We start from the raw sequence: 26,336 nt of genomic DNA on the forward strand, positions 1-26,336 counted from the left end.
GCGTAGTACGCGCGGTCCGCTCGGCGGAAGAGCGCGTCAGATCTTCCCGCGCGCGAGGTTCCCCACGACCGCCTTCGCGTAGACCTTGAACGTGCGCGCGACGCTCGTCGCGTCGAGCGTGCTGGACAGCGAGTCGGCGAGCCCGAACGGCAGCATCGCGGGGATCAGCCCTCGTGCGTACTCGAGCGCGAAGCACTTGTCGGGCATCCGATAGCCCTTCGCCGCGCCGCGCGGGAGCACGTTGCGATCACCGGGGCGATAGACTTCCTTCTCGAACGAGCCCTCGCGATAGCTCCACTGCTCGCCCTCGAGGATCATGAAGTGATCCTCGGCCGCGAATCGCCCCGAGAATCCCTCGGTCCCGATCGGCGTGCCGAAGATCATGATGTACTCGGTGATCGACGAGTGGAGCACCATCATCTGCCCCATCGCGCCGCCGGCGACGTTGAAGATCCACTCGCGATCCTTCGCCGGCAGGATGTGCCCCGGATAGCGCTCGGAGAGCTCGTTCGCGATCTGCGTGATGATCCCGTCGAGCGGCTGACCGACCGCGCGGCGCGCCACGTCGTGGAGGATCTCGGGCTCGAAGATGTATCCCATCAGTCCGTCTCTTCGATTCGAATCACGTGATTCGGGCAGTACTGCGCGGCCTTCCGCACCTTGTCGTGCAGCTCCGCCGGCGGCCGCGCGACCTTGAGCATCACCTTGTGGTCCTTGGGGCTGACCGCGAACACCTCGGGCGCTTCGGTCGCGCACACCGCGTGTCCCTGGCACAGATCACGATCGACCTTCACGCGCAGCGAAGATCCCGCGCTCGTGCTCGGCGTCGCCGCGACGTGCGCGTGCGCCGGACACCCCGCCGCCGCGGCGGCCTGCTGCACCGCCTGAGGCACTTCCTTCGCGCCGTTCAGCTCGTGCGCGATCGCGTCCTTGGCCGCCGCCGCGAGCTCGGTGCCCATCTCCATCGTGACGCTCGGCTGCGCGCGCCGGCGATAACGAACGCGACAGGGCTCCTTCGGCCCGATCACCAGCCCCTGGAAGCTGGGCGCGATCGCGTCCCCGCACAGGCCGAATTCGAACTGTCCGAGCAAGAGCGCGAGAATCGCCTTGATCTGCAGGATCGCGAACGCGTTCCCCAGGCACTTGTGGCGCCCGCCGCCGAACGCGATGTACGCGAAGTCCTTCTTGTCCTCTTCGCGCCCCGGCAGATAGCGATCGGGATCGAACGCGTCGGGATCGCGGAACACGGTCGGAATGCGGTGCGAGACCGTCGGCGACACGACGATCCACGTGCCCTTCGGGATGAAGAACTGCTTGTACGTGAAGTCCTGCTTCACGACGCGCACGAGCATGAAGAGCGGCGGATGCAGCCGCAGCGCTTCCTTCACCGCGTTCTCGATCGTCGTCAGCTCGCGCAGCGCGGCGTGGCTGACCGGGCGCCCGCCGCCGAACACCCGATCGACCTCCTCGACACAGCGCTGGAGCTGCGTCGGATTCTGCAGCAGCTCGAGCAGCGTCCACGCGGTCGTGACCGAGCTCGTGTGGTGCCCCGCGAAGATCCCCGCGAGGAGCAGCCCGGTGATCTCGTGCTCGCTGAGCGGCCGACCGTCGGCGTAATTCGACTCCATCAGCGTCTGGAGGAAGTCCTCCCCAGTGCGCTGATGCGCGCGGCGATCGCGGACGATGCCCGTGATCATCTCGACCATCCGCACGCGCGCTTTGTCGCGCTTGCGGAAGGCGGGCACCGGCAGGTGAGGATCGATGTACGCGAGCGGCGTCACGCCTCCTTCGAGGTCGTGATAGACGCGCGCGAACTCCTCGCTCATGCCCTCGCGGAACTCTTTGCCGAGGAGACAGCGGCTCGACGTGAAATTCGTGAGCACGCGACAGAACTCGACGAAGTCGACGACTCCGCTCGTGCCCCACTCGCGCGTGCTCGCCGCGGTCTCGTGCACCACGGCCTCGCCGTAGGTGCGCATGCGACGATCCTTCAGCGCGGGCAGCAGCATCTTCAGCTGCTCCGCCATCTTCTCCGGCGTGGCGTCGTAGACGACGTCCTTGCCGAAGACGGGCGTCATGATCTTGTACGCCTCGGTCGGGCTCAGCACCGCGTCGGGCGCGCGGAACACGGCCTCGTGCGCCTCGGGCCCGAACATCGCGACCATCTCGCGGTTGAACACGCTGAACGCGGCGACCTCGCCGAGCTCGCGGTTCGCCCTGAAGAGCAGCTCGATCGTGGCGCGCACGAATTCGACGCTGTGCCCCACCACCGGCAGCCCGCCCGACAGGCGCGGTGCCGGAAGGAGCCCACTCGGAGCCTCGTCGCGACGGCGCGTCGCGCGACGGACGGTCTCGTCCACCAGACTGCGGAGCTGCATGGGTCCCATCACCGTCCGTTCGCGATCGACGAAGCCGATCCGCTCGCGCGGCGCGCCGTCGCGCCGTCGTCGTAGAGCCGCGCGTACCGAGCGCGCAGCGCGTCGTCGTCGGCGACGAAGCGCACGCACTCCGCGATGATCGACTCCACCTCTTCGCGCGAGATCTTCACCGCCTGACCGGGGACGAACATCGCGTCGTTGCCGCGCCCGACGACGAGCGTCCGCGCCGCCATCCAGAGCGGCAGGAGGCAGAAGAGTCGGATTCCGGTGTGCTGCGGCGGAATCGAGAGCGCATATCGCAGCGCGCCATCGAGCTGGCGGCGCGCCACGTCGAAGAGCGGCGCGACCGCCGCGTGCGCCTTCGCGCGCACCGCGTCGTCGCAGAGATTCGAGATCGTGATGCCCTGCGCCGCGACCGCGGTGCGCGGGACGAAGCTCCACGCGCGCTCGCGATCGTCGGTCACGTCCTTGAGGATGTTCACGAGCTGCAGGCCGGACGCGAACGCCTCCGCGTCCTCGCGCAGCTTCAGCTCGAGCGCCGCGTCACCGCCGATCTCGGCGACGAACAGGTCGGTCAGCAGATGTCCGACCGTGCCCGCGACGTAATAACAATAGCGCTCGAGATCGCTCGTCGTGTGCAGCGCGATGAATCCGTCGTCGCCCTTGCGACGGTGCGAATAGAGATTCATCCCGCGCGCCATCTCGCTGACCCAGCGGATGCACGCGTCCTTCGTCGCGTCGCTCTGCGCGGCGAACACGCGCATCACCACGCGCGAGCGACGCGCGAGCGAGAGCTCGGGATCGTCGTGCTCGATCGTGTCGAACGCGCGCTCGAACGGCTCGGCATCGGCGCCGTTCTCGAGCACGTCGAGGAACATCGCGAAGAGCCGATCGCGATCGCGCGGATCGACCAGCGGGTGATCCTCGATCGTGTCCGCGATGCGGCAGAGCAGATAGCCGAGCGTGACCGCGACCTCGAGCTTGCCGGGCAGCATCGCGATCGGCTTGCTGAAGGTGCGCGACACCTCCGCGAGCGCCTGCTTGCAATAGGCCCAGTCCGCGTCGGCGATCTCGGCCGACACCGACGCGCTCGCCGTGGTCGTGCCCGTCTTCGCGCGGGTGCGCCCGAGCGCGGGCCGCTCGACGCGGCGCAGGTCGTAGCTCGCGAGCGCCTCACCGACGTCGGCCGCGTCCTGCCACGCGAGGTCCTCGCGCGCGACCGCGCTGGCGAGCGCGCGCACCGCACGGACCATCGCGTCGCTCGAGGGCGCGCGCGCCGCACACAGCGCACGGACGACCGCCGACGCGTGCGCGAGCGACGCGCTCTCTCCGGACCACACCGCCGCGTTCGCCGCTAGCCACTTCAGCGCGCGACGCACCGTCGGCTCGCCGGGATTGCCGTCGATCGCGATCAGCGCGTCGAGCGCGAGCGCAGTGCGCACCACGACGTGCGGCGCGCCGCCGCCGCCGAGCTTCGCGATCGCGGGCCAGCTCCCGTCTTCGCTCTGGCGAGCACGGATCCACGCACCCGCGCGCGCGAGCGCGCCCTCGAGGTCCGCGTCCGACGCGCTCGGACGGCGCCGCAGGACGGCGTCGATCGCACGACACGCGAGCGCGGTCGCCTCGAGATCGCCTTCGTGATCACGCGGGATGTCGCGCGCGGTGCGCGTCGCGAAGCCGCCATGCGACGTCTGACACTCGAGCAGCGCGCGCACGCCTTCGGCGAGGTCGGTGATCGGCTCTTCGCCCCACGCGGTTCCGTCGAGGAGCAGGAGCAGCAGATCGGCGAGCGCCTCGGTGCGCCACGAGCCGGTCTCGATCAAGCGCGGCACACCTTCCACGGCGAGGCGACGCCGCGCGATCGTCATGCGCGCGGCCATCGCGGGCCGCATCGTGCCCGACGTGATCACGCGGATCATGCGCGCGGCGGGCGCCGCGACCTCCGCGTCGGGAACGCTTCCGAGCACACGCGCGATCGCCTCGAGCTCGGTCAGCAACACGCCGTGCGTGCGCGCCATCGCGTCCTGCACCGGCACGTCCGCGGCATCGCTCGCGCGCGGCTCGTCCGCCTCGGGCGGCTGCAGCGGATCGGCCGTGCGCACGAAGCGCGAGAGCACGGGGATCGGATGCGTCGGCGTGCTCTCGCCGCGATATCGATCACGCAGTCGGCGCGGAACCGCGATCGCCGCGGGCCACTGCATCCACTCGCCGTACTGCGAGAGCGCGCCCGGCACGCGGAGGAGATCACCGTCCTTCGTCGCGTCCGCGACGGTCGCGCCGATCGCCTGCGCCGCGATCTTGAGGAACGCGCTGCCGAAGCTCCGGCGTCGCAGATCCGACGCCGCGAGGATCATCATCGTGCGGCGCCGCTCCGCGTCGCTCGCGCGCAGCGTGCGGAACATCGCGCGGCGCACCTCCGTCGCGCTCGCGTCCTCGCGGCGGAAGCAGTGATAGAGCGCGTTCGAGAGCAGCTCGGGGATGTACCCGCGGCGCTCGCGCGCGTACTCCTCGACGTTCGCGGCGCGCGCCACGGCGCGCGCGTCGAGCATGCCCATCGTCATGCCGATCGCGGTCATCGGGTGCACGTGACCGAGCGCGTCGCCGACGAGCATCGTGTCGCCGCGGCCGAACTCCGCGCGCGGACGGAATCGATTCGCCGCCCAGCCGCTCGGGCCACGCTCGATCGCCGCGCGGAACGCCGGGACCATCTTCGGCGGCAGCACCGCGTGGAACGCGTCCCAGAGGAAGCCCGGGGTGCGCGCGCGCGCGCCGAGGCTCACCGGCACGTCGAGACAGCCGCGGACCACGTCGTCGCTGATGCGATAGAAGAGCGCAGGCCCCGGACCGCCGAGCACGACGTGCCCGAATCCCTCGAAGGGCAGCTCGCAATTCCGCAGCTCGACCGCCGCCATGTACGAGAGCAGCGTGCTGTTCTCGCGGTATCCGAGCGACTGCCGCACCACCGATCCGCGCCCGTCGGCGCCGATGATGCGCCCCGCGCGCAGCTCGAACGCGGTGTGCGACTCGCGATCTTCGCAGCGCAGGAGATCGCCCTCGACGGCGGTCACGCGTGCCATCGAGATCCACTCGATGCCCGGCACGCCACGCGCGACGTCGCGGATCGCCTCGACGATCTCCGAGTGCTCGGCCGACAAGGCGATGCCCTCGGCATACGGCATCTCGATCGGCGCGCTGCGATCGTCGGGACAGATCACGAACCCGTAGCCAGTGCGCGCGTGCGCCCCGTCGAGGTGCCCGATCCGCAGCTCGTCGAGCACCTCGACCGCCGTCGGATGGAGCCACTCGCCCGCGAAGCGCCGCGCGGCGCGCGGATCTGCCTCGAGGAGCGCGACCTTCGCGCCGCGACGCGCGAACGCGATCGCGGTGGTCGCACCGACCGGACCGCCGCCCACGACGGCGACGTCGTAGCTGCTTCGACTCGCACGCATGACTGCCTCGCTCCTGACAGCGTCAATACACGAAGGGAATCATCTTGAAGGTCGCGCGCTTGCAGTACTGCTCCCACAGAGGGCCGTACTTCTCGCGACACTTCTTGTCGTCTCGCCACGCGCGGTGGACGAGCAGACAGATGAGCCAGGTGGGCAACAGGAACGGGACGAACGACTCGCCCCACGCCAGCAGCACGAACGACCAATAGACGAGGATCTCGCCCGTGTAGTTCAGCTTGCGGCCGATCCCCCAGAAGCCGGAGACCAGGATCTTCCCGCCGATCGTCTCCGCGGGACGACCCCAGATCTTCACGCTCGGATCGCGCTTGAACTCGTCCTTCTGCTGGTTCGATCCGCGGAAGATCCAGAGCCCGAGCACGAACATCAGCGGCAGTGCGACCAGCGCCCAGGGCGGGAGATCACCGGTCTCGTCGACGAGGTACCAGCCCGTGACCGAGTACGCGAAGGGCACGAATGCGTAGTCACCCCACACGAGCATGAAGCCGAAACGCTCGGCCACGATGTCCCACGTGTAGAGCATTCCGTACTCGAACTGGAAGTAGTTGAAGACGTACACGAACGTGAACGCCTGATAGAGGATCATCGCCTGCGAGAGCTCGCCGTACTTCGCGTACTGCACCGCGGCGAACGACATGTTCAAGAGCGCCAGTCCGATCAGCGACGGGCGATAGCTGAACATCTTCGCGTCGAGGCTCATCCACTTCGGATTGAGCTCCACGCCGTACCAGAGGTCCTCGATCAGCCCGAGCGCGCTCTGCGTGCCCGCCGCGCTCCCGGTCGCGTTGCCGTGCGCGTCGACGCCGGTGATGCGCGGGGTGGGATCGGCGCGGTGACGGTGTGCGCCGGGCTTGTCCTTGCCGCTCGCGAAGAGCTGCGCCGTCATGACGAACGAGAGCACGTTCGCGGCGACGAAGAGCCCCCAGAAGTGGCGATGCAGCAGCGTGAGATCGATGAAGCCGAGCCAGGTCCCGACCGCTGCCAGCCCGGCCGTGATCAGGAAGAGCGCGAGCCCGTTCAGCTTGTACGAGATGCGGCTCCCGTCGGACAGCACGACGCCCTGGCGCACCGGTCCTGGCACGATCATCGAGCCGACGAACAGATACAGCACGAACCCCAGCGCGAGCACCGCGCCGAGGAGCAGATTTCCGAGATCGCTGACGGGAAGAGGAGCGTGCATATCGAGATTCGTTTGGCTCAGACGTGGAGTCGGCTCGGACGACTCGCGCTCTCGCCGCCGTGCTCGCGGAACTTCGCTCGCTCGGCGCGGCGCGACTCGTACAGACCGAGCGCCCAGACCGGGAAATAACGGCGATAGAGCACGTAATCGAGCAGCGCCGTGTGGAAGAAGATCCCCTCGGCCTCCTGCTTCGGCCACGCGCCGTCGTCGGACTGCTTCGACGCGAGCCAGCGCGCGGCGCGCTCGATCGGCGCGAAGTCGGGATGGCGCGCCTCGAGCAGCGCCGTCATCGCCCACGCGGTCTGCACCGCCTGGCCCTCGTCGTGGTCGACGTAGCGGCCGACGATCACGCTCGAGCGATGCTCGCCCCACGCGCCGTCGGCGCGCTGACGCTCCTCGAGGAAGCGGCACGCGCGGCGAATGCGTGGATCGTGCGGCGGAACGCCACCCGCGAGCAGGCCGCGCACGCCGAACATCGTGCCGTACACGAAGTGCACGCCCCACATGCCGGGCCACGATCCATCGGGACGCTGCGTGCGCGTGAGCGACGCGACGGCGCGCGCGATCGCGGTCTCGCACTCGTGCGCGAGCTCGCTCTGCGGCCAGCGGTGGACGAACGCAGCGAGCGCCGTGACGCACGACGCCGTGCACTCGACATACGACTTCTCGGTCATCGAGTCGCCGAACATCTCGGCGGGGTTGATCCACTCGAGCGAGACGTCGGTGCGGCGGGCCTCGTAGCTCCCGAAGCCACCATCGGTGTTCTGGCAGCGCAACACGAAGCGCGCCGCCGCCTCCATCGCTTCGCGCGTCGGGCTCCCCTCGGGCGACTCGAGCCGCGCGAGCATCGCCTCGGCGGTGCAGTCGCTCACCGGCCATCCGTGCCAGACACCGGCGAAGCAATATCCGCCGGTCGGATCGATGCGATCGTGATGGCGCTCGCGCCCAGTGCCGCGCGGGATCTGCTGCGTGACGAGGAACGTGTCGGCGCGGCGAAGGGCATCGCGCACGTCGTTCCCGCAGTGCGGCGCGGCCGCGGCCATCGCCTGCGCGGCGAACGCGGTGTCCCACGACGCGCTGCGCGCGCCGGTGACGCGCGCGCCGTCGAGCTCGTCCTCCCACACCCATCCTTCGAATCGCTCCGCAGCGATGCGCAGATCGGGATCGTTCGGATCTTCGATGAACAGCGCGACCTGATCGAGCAGCCCGCTGACCGGGGAGATGCAGGTGTGGTTGGTCGAGCGGAGCTCGTAGCGGATGTGCTCGCGCAGCTCGGCGAGCACCGTCGCGCGCTTCTCGCGCGACTGCAGGCGATCGACCGCGCCGAGCACGCGATATCCGACGTGCAGCGCAGGAGTCCACGGCGTGTGGATCTCGGCGGTGCGCAGCGTCTCTCGCGCCTTCGCCCAGTCGACGGACTCCCACCCTCCCGGGAAGATCTCGTCGCGAATCGCGAGGATCCGCGGCGTGACCGGCGCGCTCCACTTCTCGCCGTAGAGCACGGCCATGCCGAGATAGATGAGGCGCGTGTGGCAGTAGAAGCGGCTCGGATGGAACGGCAGCCAGCGCGGCGCGCGCCACGCCTCGGGCAATACCGCGCTGACTCCCTCCCACGAGTAGAGGTTCAGCACCGCGAGCCAGAGCTTTCCCCAGCTCGGCACCGCGACCGCGCCGCCCTCACGGCGGATGAACTCGTGCGCACGCGCGATCAGCGGGTCGTCCTTCGCGAGGCCGAGCAGACGGCACGCGACGAAGACGAGGAGCGTCACGAACAGATAGGGCTCGCTCTTCTCGTGCAGGCCCCACGTTCCGTCCGCGAGGCGCGTGCGCTCGAAGTGCTTGAGCACCGACGCGCGACGCTCCGCGCTCAACGGGCGGCCCATCGCGTGCCAGCCCATCACGTACTGCGCGGCGAGCATCGGGCACCACACGACCTCGCCCTCGAACGAGCCGTCGTCGGCCTGCTCCGCGATCAGCGCGCGCGCGCCGCGGCGCAGTGAGTCACGCGCGGAGAAGTCCTCGTTGCCCGAGCGCGGCAGTCCGACGACTTCCGCCTTCGCGGTCGACGCTCGCAGTGCCGCCCCGTATCGCTCCTCCGCGGTGCGCGGGGCGCCGAGGCCCTGCTTCGTGCGCGCGGGCAGCGCGTTCGTGAGGTGCAGCGTGCCTCCGAAGAGCCACGCCATCCGCTGCCCGAGATCGCTCGCGACGCGCCCGGTGTGGCGCACGTTCCCGGTCGCGATCGCGTCCTTCACGAAGTCGCGCGAGCTGCGCAGCATCGTGCGGAGGAACGCGCGCCCGAACCCGACGTGACTGCGATCCTCGCCCGAGAGGAACCCCATCGAGCGCAGTCGCTCGCGCGGCTTCTCGCGCCACAGCTCGTAGATCGCGCGGCGCATCGCGATCGACTCTTCCGCGTCGTCCGCGAACACCTCGTAGAGCCCGACCGCGAGCATCTCGCGCACCCGGGTGCGGCGCGTGCGCTCGCGCCGATAGGCCGCGAAGCTGGGCGATTTCGCGATCGCGACCGCGTCTTCGAGCGCGAGCGTGAGCCCGATCGCAGGCAGCGGCGGATGCGTGCCGGCAGCGTCGCCGATCAGCGCGAGGCCTTCGCGCCCGAGGTCACCGCGGGGCCTGAGATCGACGCTCGCCCACGAGGGGGCGCTCTCCGCGAGCGCACGACCGAACGCCTCGCGCAGACCGTTCGGCAGCACGGCCGAATACGCCTCGAAGAGCGCCACTCCGCCCTCGCGCGGGATCGCGAGCGAGTGCGGCACTTCGCAGAGCACACGCACACGGTGCGCGTCGATGCGATAGGCCATCACCGGCCCGGGGCCGCCGAGGAAGATGTGCAGGAATCCCTCGAACGGCAGCGCGTGGTGCTCCACCGCGATCCCGGCGATGCGCGAGCTCGCCGCGACGCCGTGCGCGAGCGGGCCGGGCGACGTCGCGAGCGGCCCCGATGCGACACGACCGCTCGCGCCGATGATCGACGGAGCGCTGACGGTGCGCGAGGTCGTGTGCGACGAGGTCCCGATGCGACGCTCGTACGTGAGGCTCTGTCCCTCGATGCGCGTCGCGCGCGCCCACGGCACGAGCTCGATGTGCTCGTGGTGCTCGCAGTGCGCGCGCAGCGTCTCGACGAGCACGGCGTGCTCGACCGCCATGCCGAAATGCCCGGCGGCGTACGGCAGCGCGATGGGCTCGCTGCCGTCCTCGGGGAACACGACGTAGCCCTTGCCGGTCGCGTACGGCGTCGCGGGCGTCAGATCGACCCCGAGCGAGTCGAGGATCGCGAGCGCCGGCGGATGGAGCCACTCGCCCGCGAGGCGATCCGAGCTGCGCGGATCGGCCTCGAGCAAGAGCACGCGCAGCCCTCTGCGCGCATGCGCGAGCGCGCTCGCACAGCCCGCCGGGCCGGCGCCGACGATCGCGACGTCGTAGTGCGAGCCGCTCATCCCGACTTCACATCTGCGCCATCAGGCGCGCAGCGGCCGACTGCACCATCGGCGTGTCGCCGAGCTTGACCATCCAGTCGAGCGCGTCGGTCCGCACGATCCTGCGGAACACACCGCCGCCCCAGAACGAGAGTTGGAAGGTCGCGCGACAGGCACGCTCGTAGTCGCGCATCGCGTCCTTCTCGGACAGGCGCCCATTGAGCACGTCCGCGACCGCTTCCGCGCCGAGCATGCCCGAGCGCATGCCCTGATAGATGCCCTCGGCCGTCGCCGGGTGCGTCATCAGACCGGCCTCGCCGATCACCACGCGCCCCGGCGCCGTGAGCTTCTCGATCTCGAGCGACCACACGACCGGATGGCCCTTCCAGCCGCCGATCTGCGTCGCACCCTTCAGGCGCTCTCGATAGTGCTTGTCGAGGAACTCGGTGAAGAGCTGCCGCGCGTTCTTCTTCTCGCCGTTCTCTCCGTCCTCGTAGGTGATGCCGATGTTCACGCGGCGCTCACCCTCGGGGAAGAGCCAGCCGTAGTAGGGCTCCACCATCCGATCGAAGATCATCTCGACGTGATGGGCCTTGAACGGGACGTCGTCCCACCACCCCATGATCGCCTGGATGACCTTGCGCGGGCGCTGCTCGGGGAGGCCGACGCGGCAGTGCGATCCACCCGCGACGAGCGTGTACTTCGCGCGCACCTCGCGGCCGTCCGCGGCGCGGATGCCGACCACGCGGCCGTTCTCCTCGATCGCCTCGGTGACGTGGAAGTCGGGCACGAAGCGCGTGCCGCGCGCGACGGCCTTCTTCAGCAGCACGTGATCGAGCACGCGGCGCTGACACACGATCGCGGCGCCGACGTCGCCCGCCGACTGCGTGCTGTCGTAGCCGCCCGGCGTGACGATGCGGATGCCCTTGATCCAGTAGCCGTGCGGCTCGACCTCGTGCCACACGCCGAGCTGCTTCAGCGTCTCGATGCCCTTCGGCGAGACACCGCTGCCGCACGTCTTGTCGCGCGGGAAGTCGTGCTTGTCGACGAGCACCACGTTGCGCACGCCGAGCGTGCCGAGGTGCGCGGCCGCCGCGGTGCCCGCAGGGCCCGCGCCGAGGATGACGACGTTCGCGTCGATCTTCTCTGCCACGACGCTCACTCCTCCGCGCCGTCCGCGGCCGCTTCCGCGACACTGGCGCGCTCGAGCGCTTCACGACGCTGCAGTCGGACGAGCTCGCGCTGCTCCTTCTTCGCGCGCTCGGCCGCGAGGTACTCCTCCCACTTGCGCACGGTGAGCGCTTGGAACGCATTCACCGCGGGGCTGAGCTCGACGACGGGCGCGTCCCAGTGACGCTCGTGACCTTCCTGCTCGCCCTGCGTCACGCGACCGTCCTGGCGGAGCAGCGGCTTCACCAGGAGCTCGTTCGAGATCTTCAGGAACGGGCGCATCACGCGCTTCGGCAGCTTGATCTTCGTGAACGGGACCACGAAGTGATCGAAGTAGAAGAGGAAGAACACGCGCGTCGTGCGCTCGTCGATCGGGAGCACGAAGAGCCAGTGCTTGATCTTGCCGTCCGTATTCGACCACTGATACGGATACTGATAAGCGAGCTCCATCGAGTTCGTGTCGATCGACGCGCGATCCACGAAGAGCCCGCTGATCTTCCCGCGGCCGACCTTCGTGTCGTACGCGAGCTGCACGCTGTCGCCGACGGTCTCGAGCTTCGTCAGCTTCGCGCCGGTGAACGGCGCGTAGTCGCGATGCAGGAACTCGTGCGTGAAGTCCGAGACGTTGTCGATGATCAGCGAGTGGTGAGCCTGCCAGGTGAAGTCCACCGGCACGCACTCCCACCGATTGTCGCCCTCGAGCTCCGGGATCTCCGGCATCGGCGTCGCGTCGGCGCGCTCGGGATCACCGAAGAACATCCACACGAGGCCGTAGCGAACACGCACCGGGAACGTGCGCAGCTTGCACTGCGGCATCTTCTTGCCGAAGAGCGTGTGCGGCACGTCGACGAGCTCGCCCGCGCCGTTGTAGCCCCAGCCGTGGTACTCGCAGACGATGCGCTCGCCCGCGACGGTGCCGAGCGTGAGCGGCACCTGGCGGTGCGCACAGCGGTTCTCCACCGCGTGCAGGCGGCCCTTCTCGTCGCGGTAGAGCGCGGCGGACTGGCCCCAGAACTTCACCTCGACGATCTGCTTCTTCGCGATCTTCGAGTCGTGCTCGACCGCGTACCAGTAGTTCGGATCGAGGCCCGCGGCGCGGACCTTCTGGCGGCGGTTGGTGGCCTCTTCGAACGACGGCGGGCCCTGGCGCTCTTCCTTGCTCGACATCTGCGCTCTCTCCTCGACTGACGTTCTTCAGCTGCCGGTCGCGGCGCGATTCGACGACTCCGATGCTGCGGAGTCCGTCGTCGCGCGGGCCGGGGGCGACTTGCGCGCTGCGCTCTCCGCGACACCGACGGTGCCGGGGCGCGCGGGGACGAGCCCACGACGCGCGAAGTCCGCGTACGCCTCGTGGATCGCGGTGCGGATGCTCGTCGGCTCGTAGCCGAGCTCGACCTGCGCCTTCGTGGTGTCCGCGTGGCGCTGCGCGCGGAGGATGCGAATCGCAGCCGGCGTGAAGCGGCGCGGCGTGCTCGGCGCGAACGTGTCGAGCGCGACCTGGGAGACCGCCGCGATGCCCTGCATCACCGGGCCCGGGATGCGCAGGCGCGGGCGCGGACGACCGGACACTTCCTCGAAGATGTCCATGAGGTCGTCGACCGTCGCGAACTGCGTGCTGATGATGTACTTCTGGCCGCGCCGACCGCGGTGCATCGCGAGGAAATGCCCCTCGCAGATGTCGCGCGCTGCGACGAAGTCGAACCCGCCCGGCGGATACGCGCGCAGTCGGCCGTTCGCATAGTCGACGAGCGTCAGGCCCATGCGCGAAGGCTTGTAGTCGTGGGGCCCGAGGATCGCGCACGACGTCGCGATCACCGCGTCGAGGCCCTCGACGCACGCCTTCAGCACCTCGTGCTCGACCTGCACCTTCGTGCGCGCATAGGGCAGCACGTCATCGAAGGGATAGAAGACGTCGTCTTCGTTCCCGGGGCGCTGCGGGTTCTCGGGGTCGTAGCCGACCGCGCTGAACGACCCGGTGACGACGACGCGCTCGTAGTGGTTGTCGATCGCGGCGCGCAGCAGGTTCCGCGTGCCGAGGACGTTGCACTCGAAGATGTCGCGCTCGAGCTCGGGCGTCGCGACGACCGTCGAGACCTGCGCCGCCGCGTGATACGCGGTCGTGCAGCCGCGCATCAGCTCGACGAGGCGCTTGGCGTCGCGGAGATCGCCGTAGACCTTCTCGATCTGCAGGCCCTCGAGCGCCTCGTTGTTGCTGCCCTGACGGAGCAGCACGCGCACGTCGCGGCCCTCGGCCAGCAGGCGGCGCACCAGGTTCGCGCCGAGGTGCCCCGCGGCGCCGGTGACGAAGACCTTGCCGCCGAACTCGCGGTGCGGCTGTCGCTCGTAACGCTTCTGCGTGCCCGAATCGCTGCTCGTCATGCTGCTCTCCCCGCTCGTGCTCTCTCCGCTCGACATCGACGCTCGCGCGCTCTCCGGCATCGGAGGCGTCGGCGGGCGGCGCGCCGGGCGCGTCGTCGTGGGTGTCGTGATCGCGATCGGCTCGACCTTCGCGATCGGCCGCGCGCGCAAGGTCGCGAGCGCTTCCTTCGCGGCGCGCAGGTTCACCTCGCGGCGATCGGCGATCGTGTTCGCGACCTGCTCGACCTCGCTGCCCGTCGCGCCGGCTTCGACCGCGACGTTGCGCGCGTGCAGGCGCATGTGACCGCTCTGGATGCCCTCGGCCGCGAGCGCGCGCAGCGCGCCGAGGTTCTGCGCGAGGCCCGCCGCCGCGACGATCGCCGCGAGCTCCGGCGCGCGCTCGATCTTCGCGATGCGGCGGTTGACCTGCACCTGCGGGTGCACGCGGATCACGCCGCCGACCGTACCGACCGCCATCGGCAGCGTCATGCGACCGACCAGCGCGCCGTCCTCCGCACGCCAGCGCGCCATCGCGGTGTAGCGGCCGTCCTGCGCGGCGTACGCGTGCGCGCCGGCCTCGACCGCGCGCCAGTCCTGCCCGAGGGCGATCAGGACGGCATCGACGCCGTTCATGATCCCCTTGTTGTGCGTCGCGGCGCGCCACGGGCAGCGCTCGGCGAACACGCTCGCCTCTTCGATGGCGCGCGCCAGCGCTTCGCCGCTCGAGGCGCCCTGCCCTTCGAGCGCGGAGAACGGCACGCGACCTTCGACGGTCACGGTGCGCCGATCGGTGAGGTTCGAGAGGATGCGCAGCGCGACGCGGCCCCCGGTGAGCTCGGCGACGCGCGGCGCGAGGCGCTCGCACATCGTGTTGATCGCGTTCGCGCCCATCGCGTCGCGCACGTCGACGACGAGGTGCACGACCATCATCGCGCCGCACGGATCGTCCTCGCCGAGGCGCGCGAGGTGTCGGATCTCGACGTCGCGCGCGCCGCCGCCCGCGGCGGTCAGCGAGGGATGACCGGAGTTCGCGCTCGCGATCAGCTCGTCCTTCGCGGCGAGCACGGCACGCTCGGCGACCTCCGGATCCGGCACCTCCAGCACCTGGATCTGCCCGATCATCACGGGCTCGCTCACGGTCGCCCGCACGCCGCCGCCGGCGCGCAGCAGCTTCGACGCGTAGCTCGCGGCGGCGATCACGCTCGGCTCCTCGACCGCCATCGGCGCGAGCACGTCGCGCGCCGGCTCGCCGTCGAGCGCGATGCGCATGTTCACGCAGAGGCCGAGCGGCATCCCGAGCACGCCGAGCGCGTTCTCGACCATGCGATCCGCCTGCCCCTCGGCGAGGCCGCGATCCGGCGAGAGCGACGCGAGCTCGTCCTCGCGCGCCCCGATCACCTGCGCGACGCGCGCGCGGCGATCCCGCATCGAGAGCCGATAGAACCCCGAGAGCTCGCTCGTCACTGGCGCGCCTCCGCATCCACGACACCGGGCATCGCAGCGCCCGGCGCGATCGCGCGCACCGCGCGCAGCTCCGCGACGTCACGCGCGCCGCAGCAGAACGCGATCACCTTCAGCTCGAAGATCAGCGTCTCGAGCACCCGCACCACTGCGTCCTCGCTCTCGTCGGCCGCCGCGAGCAGCGGCTTCGCGAGCGCGGCCGCATCGGCGCCGAGCGCGATCGCGACCGCGACGTCCATGCCGTGGCGCACGCCGCCCGAGGCGATCACGGTGCGCGCATCTCCGAGCGCGCGTCGGCAGATGCGCACGCTCTCCGCGGTGCTCACGCCGAAGCCCGCGAGCCGCTCGCCGACCTCGGCTTGCATCGACGCGGCCGGTGCGCGGTGGCTCTCGACGCGCGCCCACGACGTGCCGCCGGTGCCCGCGACCTCGACGCCGGCGAACGGAAGACGCGCGATCTTGCGCGCCGCGCGCTCGCTGATCCCTGCGCCGACTTCCTTCGCGATCGCCGGCACACCGAGCTCGGGCAGCGTGCCCTCGAGCCGCGCGATCAAGCCCTTGAAGCGCGTGTCGCCCTCGGGCTGGATCGCTTCCTGGAGCGCGTTGAGGTGCACGTCGATCGCATCCGCGCCGACGCGCTCGATCGCGCTGCGGATCTCCGACGTCCCGACGCCGTAGTTGAGCTGCACCGCGCCGACGTTCGCGATCAGGAGCGGCAGCTCCGGCGCGCTCGCGCGCACGTCGAACGTCGCGCCGAGCTCGGGGCGAACGATCATCGCGCGCTGCGAGCCCAGCGCCATGCCGAGGCCACAGCGCGCGGCCGCGCGCGCGAGGCGACGATTGACGAGCCCGGCGCGATCGGTGCCACCGGTCATCGCGCCGACGAGGATCGGCGCGCGCAGCTTCTTCCCGAAGAGCGTGACGGAGAGATCGACGTCCTCGAGATCGACCTCGGGCAGTGCGTCGTACTCGAGCGTCCATCCGCCGAGCCCGGTCGCTGGGCCCCGAGAGCCGACGTCGGCGCGCAGACAGAGATCGAGATGATGGTCTTTGCGCGTCGAGATGAGCTCGCGCGCGCTCTCGATACCGCTCGTCGTCGCGACGTTCCCCAAACGCACCTCCACCGTACTCCGGAGGGCGCGGACGGTAACGGATGCTCGAGTCGATGTCGACGTATCCGATCGCGAATTAGCCTTGTGATCGCAAGCAATTCACGCTTGCAGACGCAAGCAACGAATCGTTGTGATCACAAGAGTCGTGTCGTTGCGATCACAACGATCCACCGGAGAACAAGAGTTGCGGGAACAAGCATTCTCGCGCTGCGCGCGGGAGCAGCGTGGGAGTCGAGGTGCGAAGTCGAATTCGCACTCTCGACCCGCAGCAGGGCAGTCGCGTCGATCGGAGAGGACCCGAGCGCACGGGACGCACCCGCGTGATCGGCCGCGGGAGTCGCGCACCCGACTGTGAGGACACGCCCTCGGACGAGGGCGTGCGATCACTGCCCGAGGCGCTCGCGGGCGTCGGCGCGCTGGGGCTCCAGCTCGAGCGCGGTGCGCCACGCGCTCTGCGCGCGCGCGGTGTCGCCGGTCGCCCGGTACGCGTCGCCGAGCACGACGTGGTACTCGGCGCGACGGCGACGCATCGAGACCGCGCGCTCGGCGTGCCGGAGCGCGTTCGCGCCGTCCCCCGCGGCGACGAGCGCGCGCGCGAGCGCGATCAGCGCATGCGGGTTGTCGCGATCGGCCGCGACCGCCTGCTCGAGCAGCGCGCGCGCACCGCCACGATCGCTGCGCGCGAGGAGCTGCGCCTCGCGCACGAGCGCGTCCGAGCCCTCGCGATCGTTCGCAGGGACATCGTCGGCGGGAGCGACCGCGGGCGCATCGTCGATCGCGGGCGCATCGTCGATCGCAGGCGCGTCGTCGATCGCGGGCGCGGGATCGATCGCGGGCGCGGGGTCGGTCGCGGGCGCGGGATCGATCGCCGCGGGCCCGAGCGGCGGCGGCACGGTCGGCGACGTGTCGCTCGAGAGCGCGACCGGGCTGCCACCGTCGGCGCGCTGCGCGAGGTGCGCGATCACGAGCCCCGCGACGACCGCGAGCAGCACGACGAGCCCGACGAGCGCGGGAATGACGCTCGCTCTGCGGCGCGGCATCGCCTTCGCGCGCAGCGTCGACGCGCGATCCTCGATCGGCGCGCGCGCCGGGGGCCGCATCGCGAGCAGCGCGCTCGACGAGATGTGCTCACCGGTCGCGCTGCGTGCGCCGGCGGGCGCATCGCTGGGAGGCGCGCCGCTCGGGCGCGCGGCGGGCGCGGCGGGAGGCTGGCTCGCGCTCGTCGCGACGGCCGGAGGCGGCGCGCTCGGCGTCGGCGCGGTCGGTTGCGCGATCGTGCTCGGATCGATCGCGGGCCGCGGGGGATCGCTCTTGGGCGGCGTCGTCGAGAGCGGCGTGAGCTTCTTCGGGCGCGCAGGACGCGGCGGCGACGAGAGCGGGCGCGGTGCGCGCGGCGTCCCGCCCGGCGGCGAGGGCGGCGCGTGCCTCTCGGCGGTCGCCAGATCCCAGTCGGCGCGCCCTTCGCTGCGATTGCGTGCGAGCGCGCGCTCGATCTCGACCTCGGGCACCCTGCGCCGCGCGGTCTGTCGATACGCCTCGGCGGTGAGCGCGTCGAGGTCGCTCTCGACGCCACCGCTGCCGAGCACCGGAGGAAGCGGCGCATCGGGCGCGCCCACGCTCGGCGCGTCGCCCTCGGGTCCTTCGGCGTCGGGCGCGGCTTCCTCGCTCGCAACCGGCGCTCCTCCGTGATCGAGCGCCGCCATCATCTCCGGTGTGCGCAGCAGGCTGCGATCGGCGGCGCTCAGGCGGCGCCATCGCGCGAGCTCCGCGCTGTGCTGGCGCTTGGTCTGGAGATCCTCGTCCCAGTCGGGCAGCGGCGTGCCGGCGCGCGCCTCCGCCTCGCTCACGTCGCGCTCGACGGTGGGCGAGTCGTCCTGCGACCACGACGGGATCGAGAGGCGCAGCGGATCGTTCGGCTCGGTCGGAGGCGCAGACAGCGGCTCGCTCAACATCCGCCGCGAGATGCCCTCGTGCGGCGTGCGCGAGAGGCGCAGCTCGCGCGAGCCGAGCCCGACGAGCCCGTCGAGCTCCGACGGCGAGCGCGACACGTGCCCGCGCTCCGCGATGCGCCGCGCGTTCTCCGCGAGCAGGTGATGCAGCTCACCCGCCATCTCTTCGGCGTCCCCGCGCCGCACGACGATCCCGCTCGCGCCGTACTGGAACGGTGCGAGGCGTCGATCGAGCGGCTCGGGATCCGTCGCGACGACGACGGGCGTCTGGCCCGCGCGTCGCGCGTCGTCGATGCCGCGCGCGCCGTCGTCGCTCGCCGCGTCGCCGACGAGCAGCACGAGGTTCGGCCGCTCGCTGCGCACCGCGGGCTCGAGCGCGCCCTCGATCACGATCGGCTCGATTCCGCGCCGCTCGAGCGCGGCGCAGAGCGAATCGAGGTCGGGCTCACCCGCGCCCGCGATCAGCACGCGCGGTCGCGTTCGCGTGCCCGGCTCGTCGCGGTCCTCCACTCCTACGTCCTCCTCGGACTCCCCAGGCCGCTCTCAGTCGCTCACGCGCAGCAGGTCAGCACAGATACCGCTCGCCGCCGTCGCACAGGATCGTCACGACGCGCTGCCCCGGCCGCAGCCGTCGCGCGACCTCCACCGCGGCGTGCACGTTCGCGCCCGAGCTCGGACCGAGCAGCAGACCTTCTTCGCGCGCGAGCCGGCGCGTCATGCGATCGGCCGCGAGGTCGGTCACCGTGATCACCTCGTCGATCATCGATCGATCGAGCACCTCGGGGATGAAGCCCGCGCCGAGCCCCTGGATGCCGTGCAGGCCCGGCTTGCTGCCCGAGAGCACCGCGCTGCCGCGCGGCTCGACCGCGACGATGCGCACCTCGGGACGACGGCTCTTCAGCACGCGCGCGATCCCGGTGAGCGTGCCGCCGGTGCCGACGCCCGCGACGAAGACGTCGATCTCGCCCTTCGTCGCGCGCCAGATCTCCTCGGCGGTCGTGCGCTCGTGCGACTCGGGGTTCGCGGCGTTCTGGAACTGCCGCGGCATGATCGCGTTCTGCGTCTCGGCGAGGATGCGCTCGGCGCGCTCGACCGCGCCCGCCATGCCCTCCTGCGCCGGCGTGAGCACCACCTCGGCGCCGTACGCGCGGAGGATCTGGCGGCGCGCCATGCTCATGTCCTCCGGCATCACGAGCACGCAGCGATAGCCGCGCACCGACGCGATCATCGCGAGGCTGATCCCGGTGTTGCCGCTGGTCGCTTCGATGATCGTCGCGCCCTCGGAGATCTCCCCGGCGCGCTCCGCAGCGAGGATCATCTCGAGCGCGGGGCGATCCTTCACGCTGCCCGCGGGATTGTTGCGCTCGAGCTTGCCGCACACTTCGGCGCCGTTCTTCGGCGACAGGCGCGGGAGTCGGAGGAGCGGCGTCCGGCCGACCAGATCGAGCACGCCATCGTAGATGCGATCGTCCACGTCGAGCCCACTCTAGCGAGACTCGGTCGCGCTGTCTCTTCTCGTGTGCTCGCCCGCGGCGTATGTCCGGACGAACACCTCTTGCGCGTCGCTCTCGACGGCCCTCGGCCCGCGTGCGCGACGCACCTCCGCGAGCGCTCGCTCGGCGTCGAGCCCGAGGTCGATCAGCACGCACGCGGCGACGAGACCGCTGCGCCCGAGGCCGCCCATGCAGTGCACGACGATGGTCTCTCCGCGCGCGAGCCGCTCGTCGATCACGCGACAGAGCGCGCGCACGTCGGGCTCGGCGGGCGCGCCCTGATCGCGGATCGGGAACGCGATCGTCTCGAGGCCACGACCCGCCGCGCGCGCGGCGAGATCCGGCACGCCTGCCCACGCGAGCTCGGGCGCGCCGAGCAGCGTGACGAGCGTGCGCGTGCCCATCGCGCGCAGCGTGTCGAGGTCTGCGTCGAGATCGCGATCACGATCGAGGCGGCCGGGACAGATCGTGAGGCCGAGCTGGCCGCGGTGGGAGCGCGGGAGCGCGACGAGGTCGACACGCAGGGTGCGATCGCGGCGCGCGTCGTCGAGGATGGCGCGCGCGTGCGACGCGGCGGCATGCAGCGCGAGCCGCTTCTGCAGCGGCGAGGCTTCGTCGAACGAGAGCGTGTGCGCCGCGTAGCGCAGCGCGGCGACGTGGAGCTGCGTCGGATCACGATCCTCGCGGACCAGCGATGCAGCGATGCGACGCAGCACGCGCAGGATCTCCCAGGAGCGAGCGAGCGCGGGAGTCGCGGCGATCGCGGCGGGCGGCGCGCCGAGCGGCGCGCGGAGATCCTGGACGGCATAGAGCGCGTCGACCATGTCGCGCCCGGTCGCGAGCGCGCGCTCGTCGTCGATGCACGTGAAGAGGTAGAGCAGATCGTTCTCGAGCTTCACGACGTCGTTGAGCACGTGGCCGCGCTTGGTGTGGAAGAAGTCGATCAGCCACACGTTCTCGCGCTCGTCGACGAGCACGTTGGCGCCGTTGAGATCGCCGTGCACGTACGAGACGTAGTGGTGCTCGCCCGGCGTGGTGCCGAGCTCGTCGAGCCCGTGCGAGTAGAACGCGATCAGATCGTCGACGTCGCGCGCATCGTCGGCTGCTGCGACCGCGCGCGCGTTCTTCGCGACCGAGGCCGCATGCGCGGGCGAGAAGCGGTAGTACGCGAGAAGCGGGAGCGGCTCGTAACGCGCGGCCGCGTAGAAGCGTCCGAGCACCTCTTCGAGCGCGACCGAGAGCACGCGCTCGATGCGCTCGATCGGCGCGTCGCCATCGACGAGCGACTTGAGCGTGCGCACCCGCCGACCGCCCATCGCGGCGTACGACCAGCGAAGCCCTCCGAGCGCGTCGTGATCGACCACGCCGAGCAAGCGCGGCGCGTCGTTGCCGAGGATCGGCTCGACGCGCTCGAACGCGGCGCGCTCCTCGCCGATCAGCGCGCGCGGGCCGATCTTGAGCACCGAGGGTGCTTGGCGATGGCCGAGCGCGTCCTCGCTCTCGGCGGCGAACACGCGCGCGCCCGAGAACCCACCGCTCAGCGACGCGAGCGTCACCTTCGCGCTCTCGCGATAGAGATGCGAGACGATCGCGCGCTCCTCGTCCTCGAGCTGCGCGCCCTCGATCACGATCGACGATGCGAGGCGACGGCGCGACGACGCGAAGCGAGCGTCGGGAAGGAGCCACTCGGCGAGCTCGCCGACGGAATCGAACACGTCGACGGCGAGCACGCGGCGCAGCTGCTCGAGCGCGTGGAAGTGCGCGGCGCGCGATGCGCTCGCGGTGAGCGCGCTCGACGTCGCGAGCGAGCGCAGGCCGAGGCGCGTGCGGAGATCGTAGAGCAGGAACGTGATCTTCGCGTCCGTCCACACTCCGATGACGGCGACGCGCGGATCGTCCTCGCCCGCGAGGAGCTCGCGGAGGTGCATCGCGAGCGACGTCTCCTGGACGTCGGCGAGCCCGATCGCGTCGACGAAGCGCTCGTCGTCGCGCGCGCTCTGCTCGAGATCGAGCACGAGCTCCGCGCCCCGCGTGCCGCGCACGCAGTGCGAGCCGAACGTGTCGAGGTGCGCGCGCTGCGCGGGGTCGGTCGCGTCGTGCCAGTCGCGCACGTGGAGGATCGCGAGCTCGCGCGGATCGCGGGCGCGCGCCCACTGCATCAGCTGCGCGAGCGGTCCGTTCGTCGGGTCGGCGCCGAGCAGACGTGACGCCTCCCGGTGCCCGACGTGGAGCAGGTTCGGCGGCGCGGCGTGCGGCGCGATCGGCTCGACGAAGTCGCGCTGGATGCACTGGGTGATCAGGACTGCGCGGGGCATCTCGACGATTGTCAGCGGAGTGAGCGCGCGGGGGAAGGCTCCGGTCGCTCGCGCTCTCTCGGATCGCGACCGAAGCTCGCCAGCACTTCGTGCGAATCGCCACGAGGAGTGGCGATCTCCCGCGATCGACACTCTCGATCTTCGCGTCGAGGAGAGATCGACGCTCGGCTCATCCCTCGCGAGCGAACTCGCTCGGACTGCCGCCCGTGAGGCGCGTGAATGCCGTGCTGAATGCGCTCGCCGACTGGTAGCCGACGCGCCCGGCGACCTCGGCGAGCGATGGGCGCTCGCGACGGAGGATCTCCTTCGCGATCGCCATGCGCCACTCGAGCACGTACTGCATCGGCGGCATGCCCACGGTGCGCGTGAAGCGCTCCGCGAACACCGCGCGCGACATGCCGGCGACACGCGCGAGCTCGGCGACCGTCCACCGTCGCGCGACGTCGGCATGGACGAGACGCAGCGATCGCGCGAGCGCCGGGTCCGAGAGCCCCGCGAGCAGTCCGTGCTCTTCCGCGGCGATCGACGCGAACCGGAAGCGCAGCGCCTCGACGAGAAGCACCTCGACGAGCCGCTCGAGCATGAGCTCGCGGCCGGGCCGCTCGGCGCGCGTCTCCTCGTCGATCAGCTCGGCGATGCGCATGAGACGCACGGCCCCCGGCTCCGCGCGCGGGATGTGCACGAACGACGGCAGCAGCGGGACGAGGAACGCAGCGTTCGACGGATGGAACCGGAAGTAGCCGCCGAGCATGCGCATCGTCGGCGGCCCCGAAGCGACACCGTGTCGGAGCTCTCGGATGTCGATCGGGACGGTGGGTGTCGGTCGAGCGTCGAGGTCGCTCGCGAGCGTGAACCCCGGCGTCGAGGGCAGGAGGACGAAGTCGCCCTCGCGAAGCTCGACCACACCGAGACCGTCGAGGTCGAGCGAGCACGCTCCTTCGAGGACCAGGCAGAACGCAGGATCGTGCTGCGCGGCGTAGCGCACGCTCCAGCGCCCAGCTCCGCTGATCAGCTTCGAGAGGACCGCCTGCGGGCGCAACAGCGCGATGACGGTCGCGAGCGGATCGGCGGCGTTCGAGCTCGACGTCATGGCGCGCAGCATTCTCGCGCGACGATGCCGCCGCGGCACTCGCGTCCATCGCCGGACGATCGCGAATGGAATCCGGACTCCGCGTGATGGTGTGCCGCGCACGCTCGCTCCACGTCTCTGCGCATGAAGACCGTGCTGATCACTGGCTCCTCTTCCGGTTATGGCCTCGAGACCGCGCGCCACTTCCACGCGCGCGGCTGGAACGTCGTCGCAACGATGCGCACGCCGCGGGAGGACGTGCTGCCGCGCTCCGAGCGCATCCGCGTGCTCGCGCTCGACGTGACGAAGCCCGAGAGCATCGCCGCCGCGCTCGAGGCCGCGGGGCCGATCGACGTCGTCGTGAACAACGCGGGCATCGGCGCGCTCGGCGCGTTCGAGGCCACGCCCATGACCCTCGTGCGCGAGCTGTTCGAGACCAACACGTTCGGCGTGATGGCGGTGACGCAGGCGGTGCTGCCTCGCTTCCGATCGCGGCGATCGGGCGTGATCATCAACGTGACCTCGAGCGTGACGCTCGCGCCGATGCCGCTCGTCGCTGCCTACACCGCGAGCAAGACCGCGATCGAAGGGTTCACCGCGTCGCTCGCGTTCGAGCTCGAGCCGTTCGACGTGCGCGTCCGTCTCGTCGAACCCGGCTACTGCCCCACCACGCGATTCGCGAGCCACACGCCCGACATCGCGACGCTGATCCCCGATGCGTACGCGTCGTTCGCGCAGCGTGTGCTCGCAGGGTTCGGAGAGCAGTCGGTCGTGACGACCGAGCACGACGTCGCCGAGGCCGTGTTCCGCGCCGCGACCGATCCGTCGGCGCCGCTGCACAATCCCGCGGGACCCGACGCGGTGGCGCTGGCCCGCGCGAGCGCCTGACGCCTTCGCGCGCTCCCGTTCGGGACCTGCGGGACGAGCACCGCAGGGCTTCAGTAGCTGAGATCGCCCTCGACCTTCTTGAAGACCTCGGCCTCCGCGAAGATGCGCACGAGCTCGCCGTCGACGTGGCCGTCCTTCACCTCGAAGCCGAGGATGCTCAGCGCGCGATCGACCGGCATGGCCTTCTTGTACGGTCGGTCGCGCGCGGTGAGCGCGTCGAAGATGTCGGCGATCGTCATGATCTTCGACGGCAGCGGGATCTGCTCGCTCCCGAGGCCCTTCGGGTATCCGCGCCCGTTCAGCTTCTCGTGGTGCGCGCCCGCGATCTCGGGGATGCGCGTGAAGCTCTTTCCCCACGGGATGCTCGAGAGGAAGTCGAACGTGTGCACGACGTGCGAGCGGATCTCCTCGATCTCGCGATCGTGGAGCGAGCCCTTCGTCACCTGCAGCGAGACCACTTCGTCGCTCGTGAGCAGCGGGTGCGCGTGCCCGCACGCGTCGACGTAGGTGCGCTGTCCGAGCTCCGCGATGCGCGTGAAGTCGCCTTCCTTCAGCACGGTCGGCTCGTTCGCCTCCTGCACCGTGCGCCACGCGATCTCGAGCTCCTCGGCGCGTGCCGCCAGCTCTTCGTCGATGCGCTTCAGATCGCTCGCGCCCGCGCCCGCGATCTGCGCGTCGAGCTTGCGCTTCCAGCCCTCCGCCTCGAGCGACTTGCGCACGTAGTCGAAGCGCAGCCGGACCTGATCGAGCTGGTGCGGATAGAGCTTCTTCGCCTTCACCAGCACTTCTTCGCGGACACCGATCTTCCCGAAGTCGTGCAGCAATGACGCGTACTCGAGCTCCTTCAGGTCGCGCCGCGTGAAGCGCATGTCCTTGTAGGGCCCGCTCGTGATGCGATCGACCGCCTCCGCGAGCCCGCACGAGAGCACCGACACGCGCAGCGAGTGACCGCTCGTCGTCGGGTCGCGCTGCTCGATCGCCTGCACGCTGGCGCGCACGAAGCCGTCGAAGATGCGCCGGATCTCGTCGTAGAGGAGCGCGTTCTCGAGCGCGATGCCGGCCTGCGACGCGAGCGTCGCGAGCAGATCCTCGCTGCGCTGATCGAAGGGCACGACCTCGCGGTCCACGCTCTCGACCGTCAGCCGGTTCTGCGGATCGCGCTTCTTGTTGATCAGCTGGATGACGCCGATCACGTCGTCCTCCGCGCTGATCATCGGCATCGCGATCATCGAGCGCGTGCGGTAGCCCACCTTGCGATCGAAGCTGGGATCGAACCCGAAGGGCTCGTCGCTGCCGATCGTGTAGACGTCGGGGATGTTGATCGGCTTGCGGTTCACCGCGGCCGCGCCGGCGACGCTGCGCGTCGTCAGCGGGATCGTGAACTCTCGGCTCTCGAACGTGACCGACTCGTTCTGCGAGAGCTTGAAGCGCAGGCGCTTCTCGCGGCTGCCCGGCGTGACCGACTCGAGCACGTAGATGCTGCCGGCGTCCGCGCCGGTGATGAACCGGCTCTTCTCGAGGATCAGCGTGAGCAGCCGATCGAGATCGCGCTCTTGGCTGATCGCGCGCGAGATCTCGATCAGCTCGCCGAGCTCGTAGCGATAGCGCGTGAGCCACCGACCACGACGCTCCGCCGCGACGCGCAGCTCCACGCGCTCGAGCGCGCCGTGCAGCGCGACGAAGAGCGCATCGGGCGACGCGAGATCCGGCACGTGCGCGATCACCGCGTTCTTCGGCAGCGCGTCGAGCATACCGTCGGGGAGCTGCCCGACCAGCAGGACGCCCGCGTGGCCCGCCGCGATGCGCGGCAGGTACGGGTCGAGCGGCGCGCGGCGCAGCGTCGACGCCGACACGCCGATCACGAGGCCCTCGCCGCGCTGCACCTCGACCGCGACGCCGTGCAGCTCGACGCGCAGACCGTCGCCCAGCCTCGGCTCGACCTCGACCGCCCGCATCAGGATGACCGGCGCGAGGTCGGTCATCTCCGTGTCGTTGGTGCGATCGCGATCCTGCATGCGCTCCCCCGACCCGCTCGCAGAAGCGCGCGAGCGGGCATCACGCA

Annotated in this window: 15 protein-coding genes; 1 reads left to right on the plus strand and 14 read right to left on the minus strand. The window is 70.7% G+C overall.

Going from position 1 to position 26,336, the window contains the following annotated elements; all coding sequences use genetic code 11:
- Positions 1–36: 36 nt before the first annotated feature.
- The 13 genes from DB32_RS30770 to DB32_RS30825 form a co-directional block, all read right to left on the minus strand.
- The gene (locus DB32_RS30770; protein WP_075097666.1) at positions 37–600 is read right to left on the minus strand and encodes an ERG2 family protein; all 564 of its coding nucleotides are present in this window, start codon (positions 598–600) and stop codon (positions 37–39) included.
- Positions 600–2,378 carry a cytochrome P450 gene (locus DB32_RS44545; protein ID WP_169791613.1) on the minus strand — a complete coding sequence of 593 codons (1,779 nt, stop codon included), beginning with the start codon at positions 2,376–2,378 and terminating at the stop codon, positions 600–602. The genes DB32_RS30770 and DB32_RS44545 overlap by 1 nt, the downstream gene beginning before the upstream one ends.
- A gap of 8 nt (positions 2,379–2,386) precedes the next feature.
- On the minus strand, positions 2,387–5,827 hold the full coding sequence (locus DB32_RS30775) for an FAD-dependent oxidoreductase (RefSeq protein ID WP_053236219.1): 3,441 nt from the start codon (positions 5,825–5,827) through the stop codon (positions 2,387–2,389).
- A gap of 22 nt (positions 5,828–5,849) precedes the next feature.
- Positions 5,850–7,025, minus strand: coding sequence for a DUF1295 domain-containing protein (locus DB32_RS30780; protein ID WP_053236220.1), 1,176 nt, complete (start codon positions 7,023–7,025; stop codon positions 5,850–5,852).
- Positions 7,026–7,042: 17 nt separating this feature from the next.
- Positions 7,043–10,480 (minus strand): FAD-dependent oxidoreductase, encoded by a 3,438-nt coding sequence (locus DB32_RS45800; protein ID WP_053236221.1) that lies wholly within the window; start codon positions 10,478–10,480, stop codon positions 7,043–7,045.
- Positions 10,481–10,487: 7 nt separating this feature from the next.
- Positions 10,488–11,612, minus strand: a complete 1,125-nt coding sequence (locus DB32_RS30790) for an NAD(P)/FAD-dependent oxidoreductase (protein ID WP_169791614.1) — start codon at positions 11,610–11,612, stop codon at positions 10,488–10,490.
- 5 nt (positions 11,613–11,617) lie between these two features.
- On the minus strand, positions 11,618–12,796 hold the full coding sequence (locus DB32_RS30795; protein ID WP_075097667.1) for an aromatic ring-hydroxylating oxygenase subunit alpha: 1,179 nt from the start codon (positions 12,794–12,796) through the stop codon (positions 11,618–11,620).
- 27 nt (positions 12,797–12,823) lie between these two features.
- Positions 12,824–15,451, minus strand: coding sequence for a hydroxymethylglutaryl-CoA reductase, degradative (locus DB32_RS44565; protein ID WP_075097668.1), 2,628 nt, complete (start codon positions 15,449–15,451; stop codon positions 12,824–12,826).
- Entirely contained in the window at positions 15,448–16,566 is a 1,119-nt protein-coding gene (gene fni, locus DB32_RS30805; RefSeq protein WP_169791615.1) for a type 2 isopentenyl-diphosphate Delta-isomerase, read from the minus strand. Before fni ends, DB32_RS44565 begins: the two co-directional genes overlap by 4 nt.
- A 377-nt stretch (positions 16,567–16,943) precedes the next feature.
- Entirely contained in the window at positions 16,944–19,019 is a 2,076-nt protein-coding gene (locus DB32_RS30810) for a tetratricopeptide repeat protein (RefSeq protein WP_053236224.1), read from the minus strand.
- A gap of 55 nt (positions 19,020–19,074) precedes the next feature.
- Entirely contained in the window at positions 19,075–19,983 is a 909-nt protein-coding gene (gene cysK / locus DB32_RS30815; protein ID WP_053236225.1) for a cysteine synthase A, read from the minus strand.
- A 12-nt stretch (positions 19,984–19,995) separates the two neighbouring features.
- Positions 19,996–22,449 (minus strand): isochorismatase family protein, encoded by a 2,454-nt coding sequence (locus tag DB32_RS30820; RefSeq protein WP_157069587.1) that lies wholly within the window; start codon positions 22,447–22,449, stop codon positions 19,996–19,998.
- Positions 22,450–22,486: 37 nt separating this feature from the next.
- Positions 22,487–23,407 carry an AraC family transcriptional regulator gene (locus DB32_RS30825; RefSeq protein WP_053239014.1) on the minus strand — a complete coding sequence of 307 codons (921 nt, stop codon included), beginning with the start codon at positions 23,405–23,407 and terminating at the stop codon, positions 22,487–22,489.
- A 123-nt stretch (positions 23,408–23,530) separates the two neighbouring features.
- Between DB32_RS30825 and DB32_RS30830 the strand changes: the two genes are divergently transcribed.
- A complete protein-coding gene (locus DB32_RS30830) occupies positions 23,531–24,274 on the plus strand; it encodes an SDR family oxidoreductase (protein WP_205627091.1) in 744 nt (247 codons plus the stop codon).
- 50 nt (positions 24,275–24,324) lie between these two features.
- On the opposite strand, the gene DB32_RS50060 is transcribed toward DB32_RS30830, so the two are convergent.
- The gene (locus DB32_RS50060) at positions 24,325–26,289 is read right to left on the minus strand and encodes a GAF and HD-GYP domain-containing protein (RefSeq protein WP_053236228.1); all 1,965 of its coding nucleotides are present in this window, start codon (positions 26,287–26,289) and stop codon (positions 24,325–24,327) included.
- Positions 26,290–26,336: the final 47 nt, after the last annotated feature.

The sequence above is a fragment of the Sandaracinus amylolyticus genome (assembly GCF_000737325.1).
Taxonomy (GTDB): domain Bacteria; phylum Myxococcota_A; class Polyangia; order Polyangiales; family Sandaracinaceae; genus Sandaracinus; species Sandaracinus amylolyticus.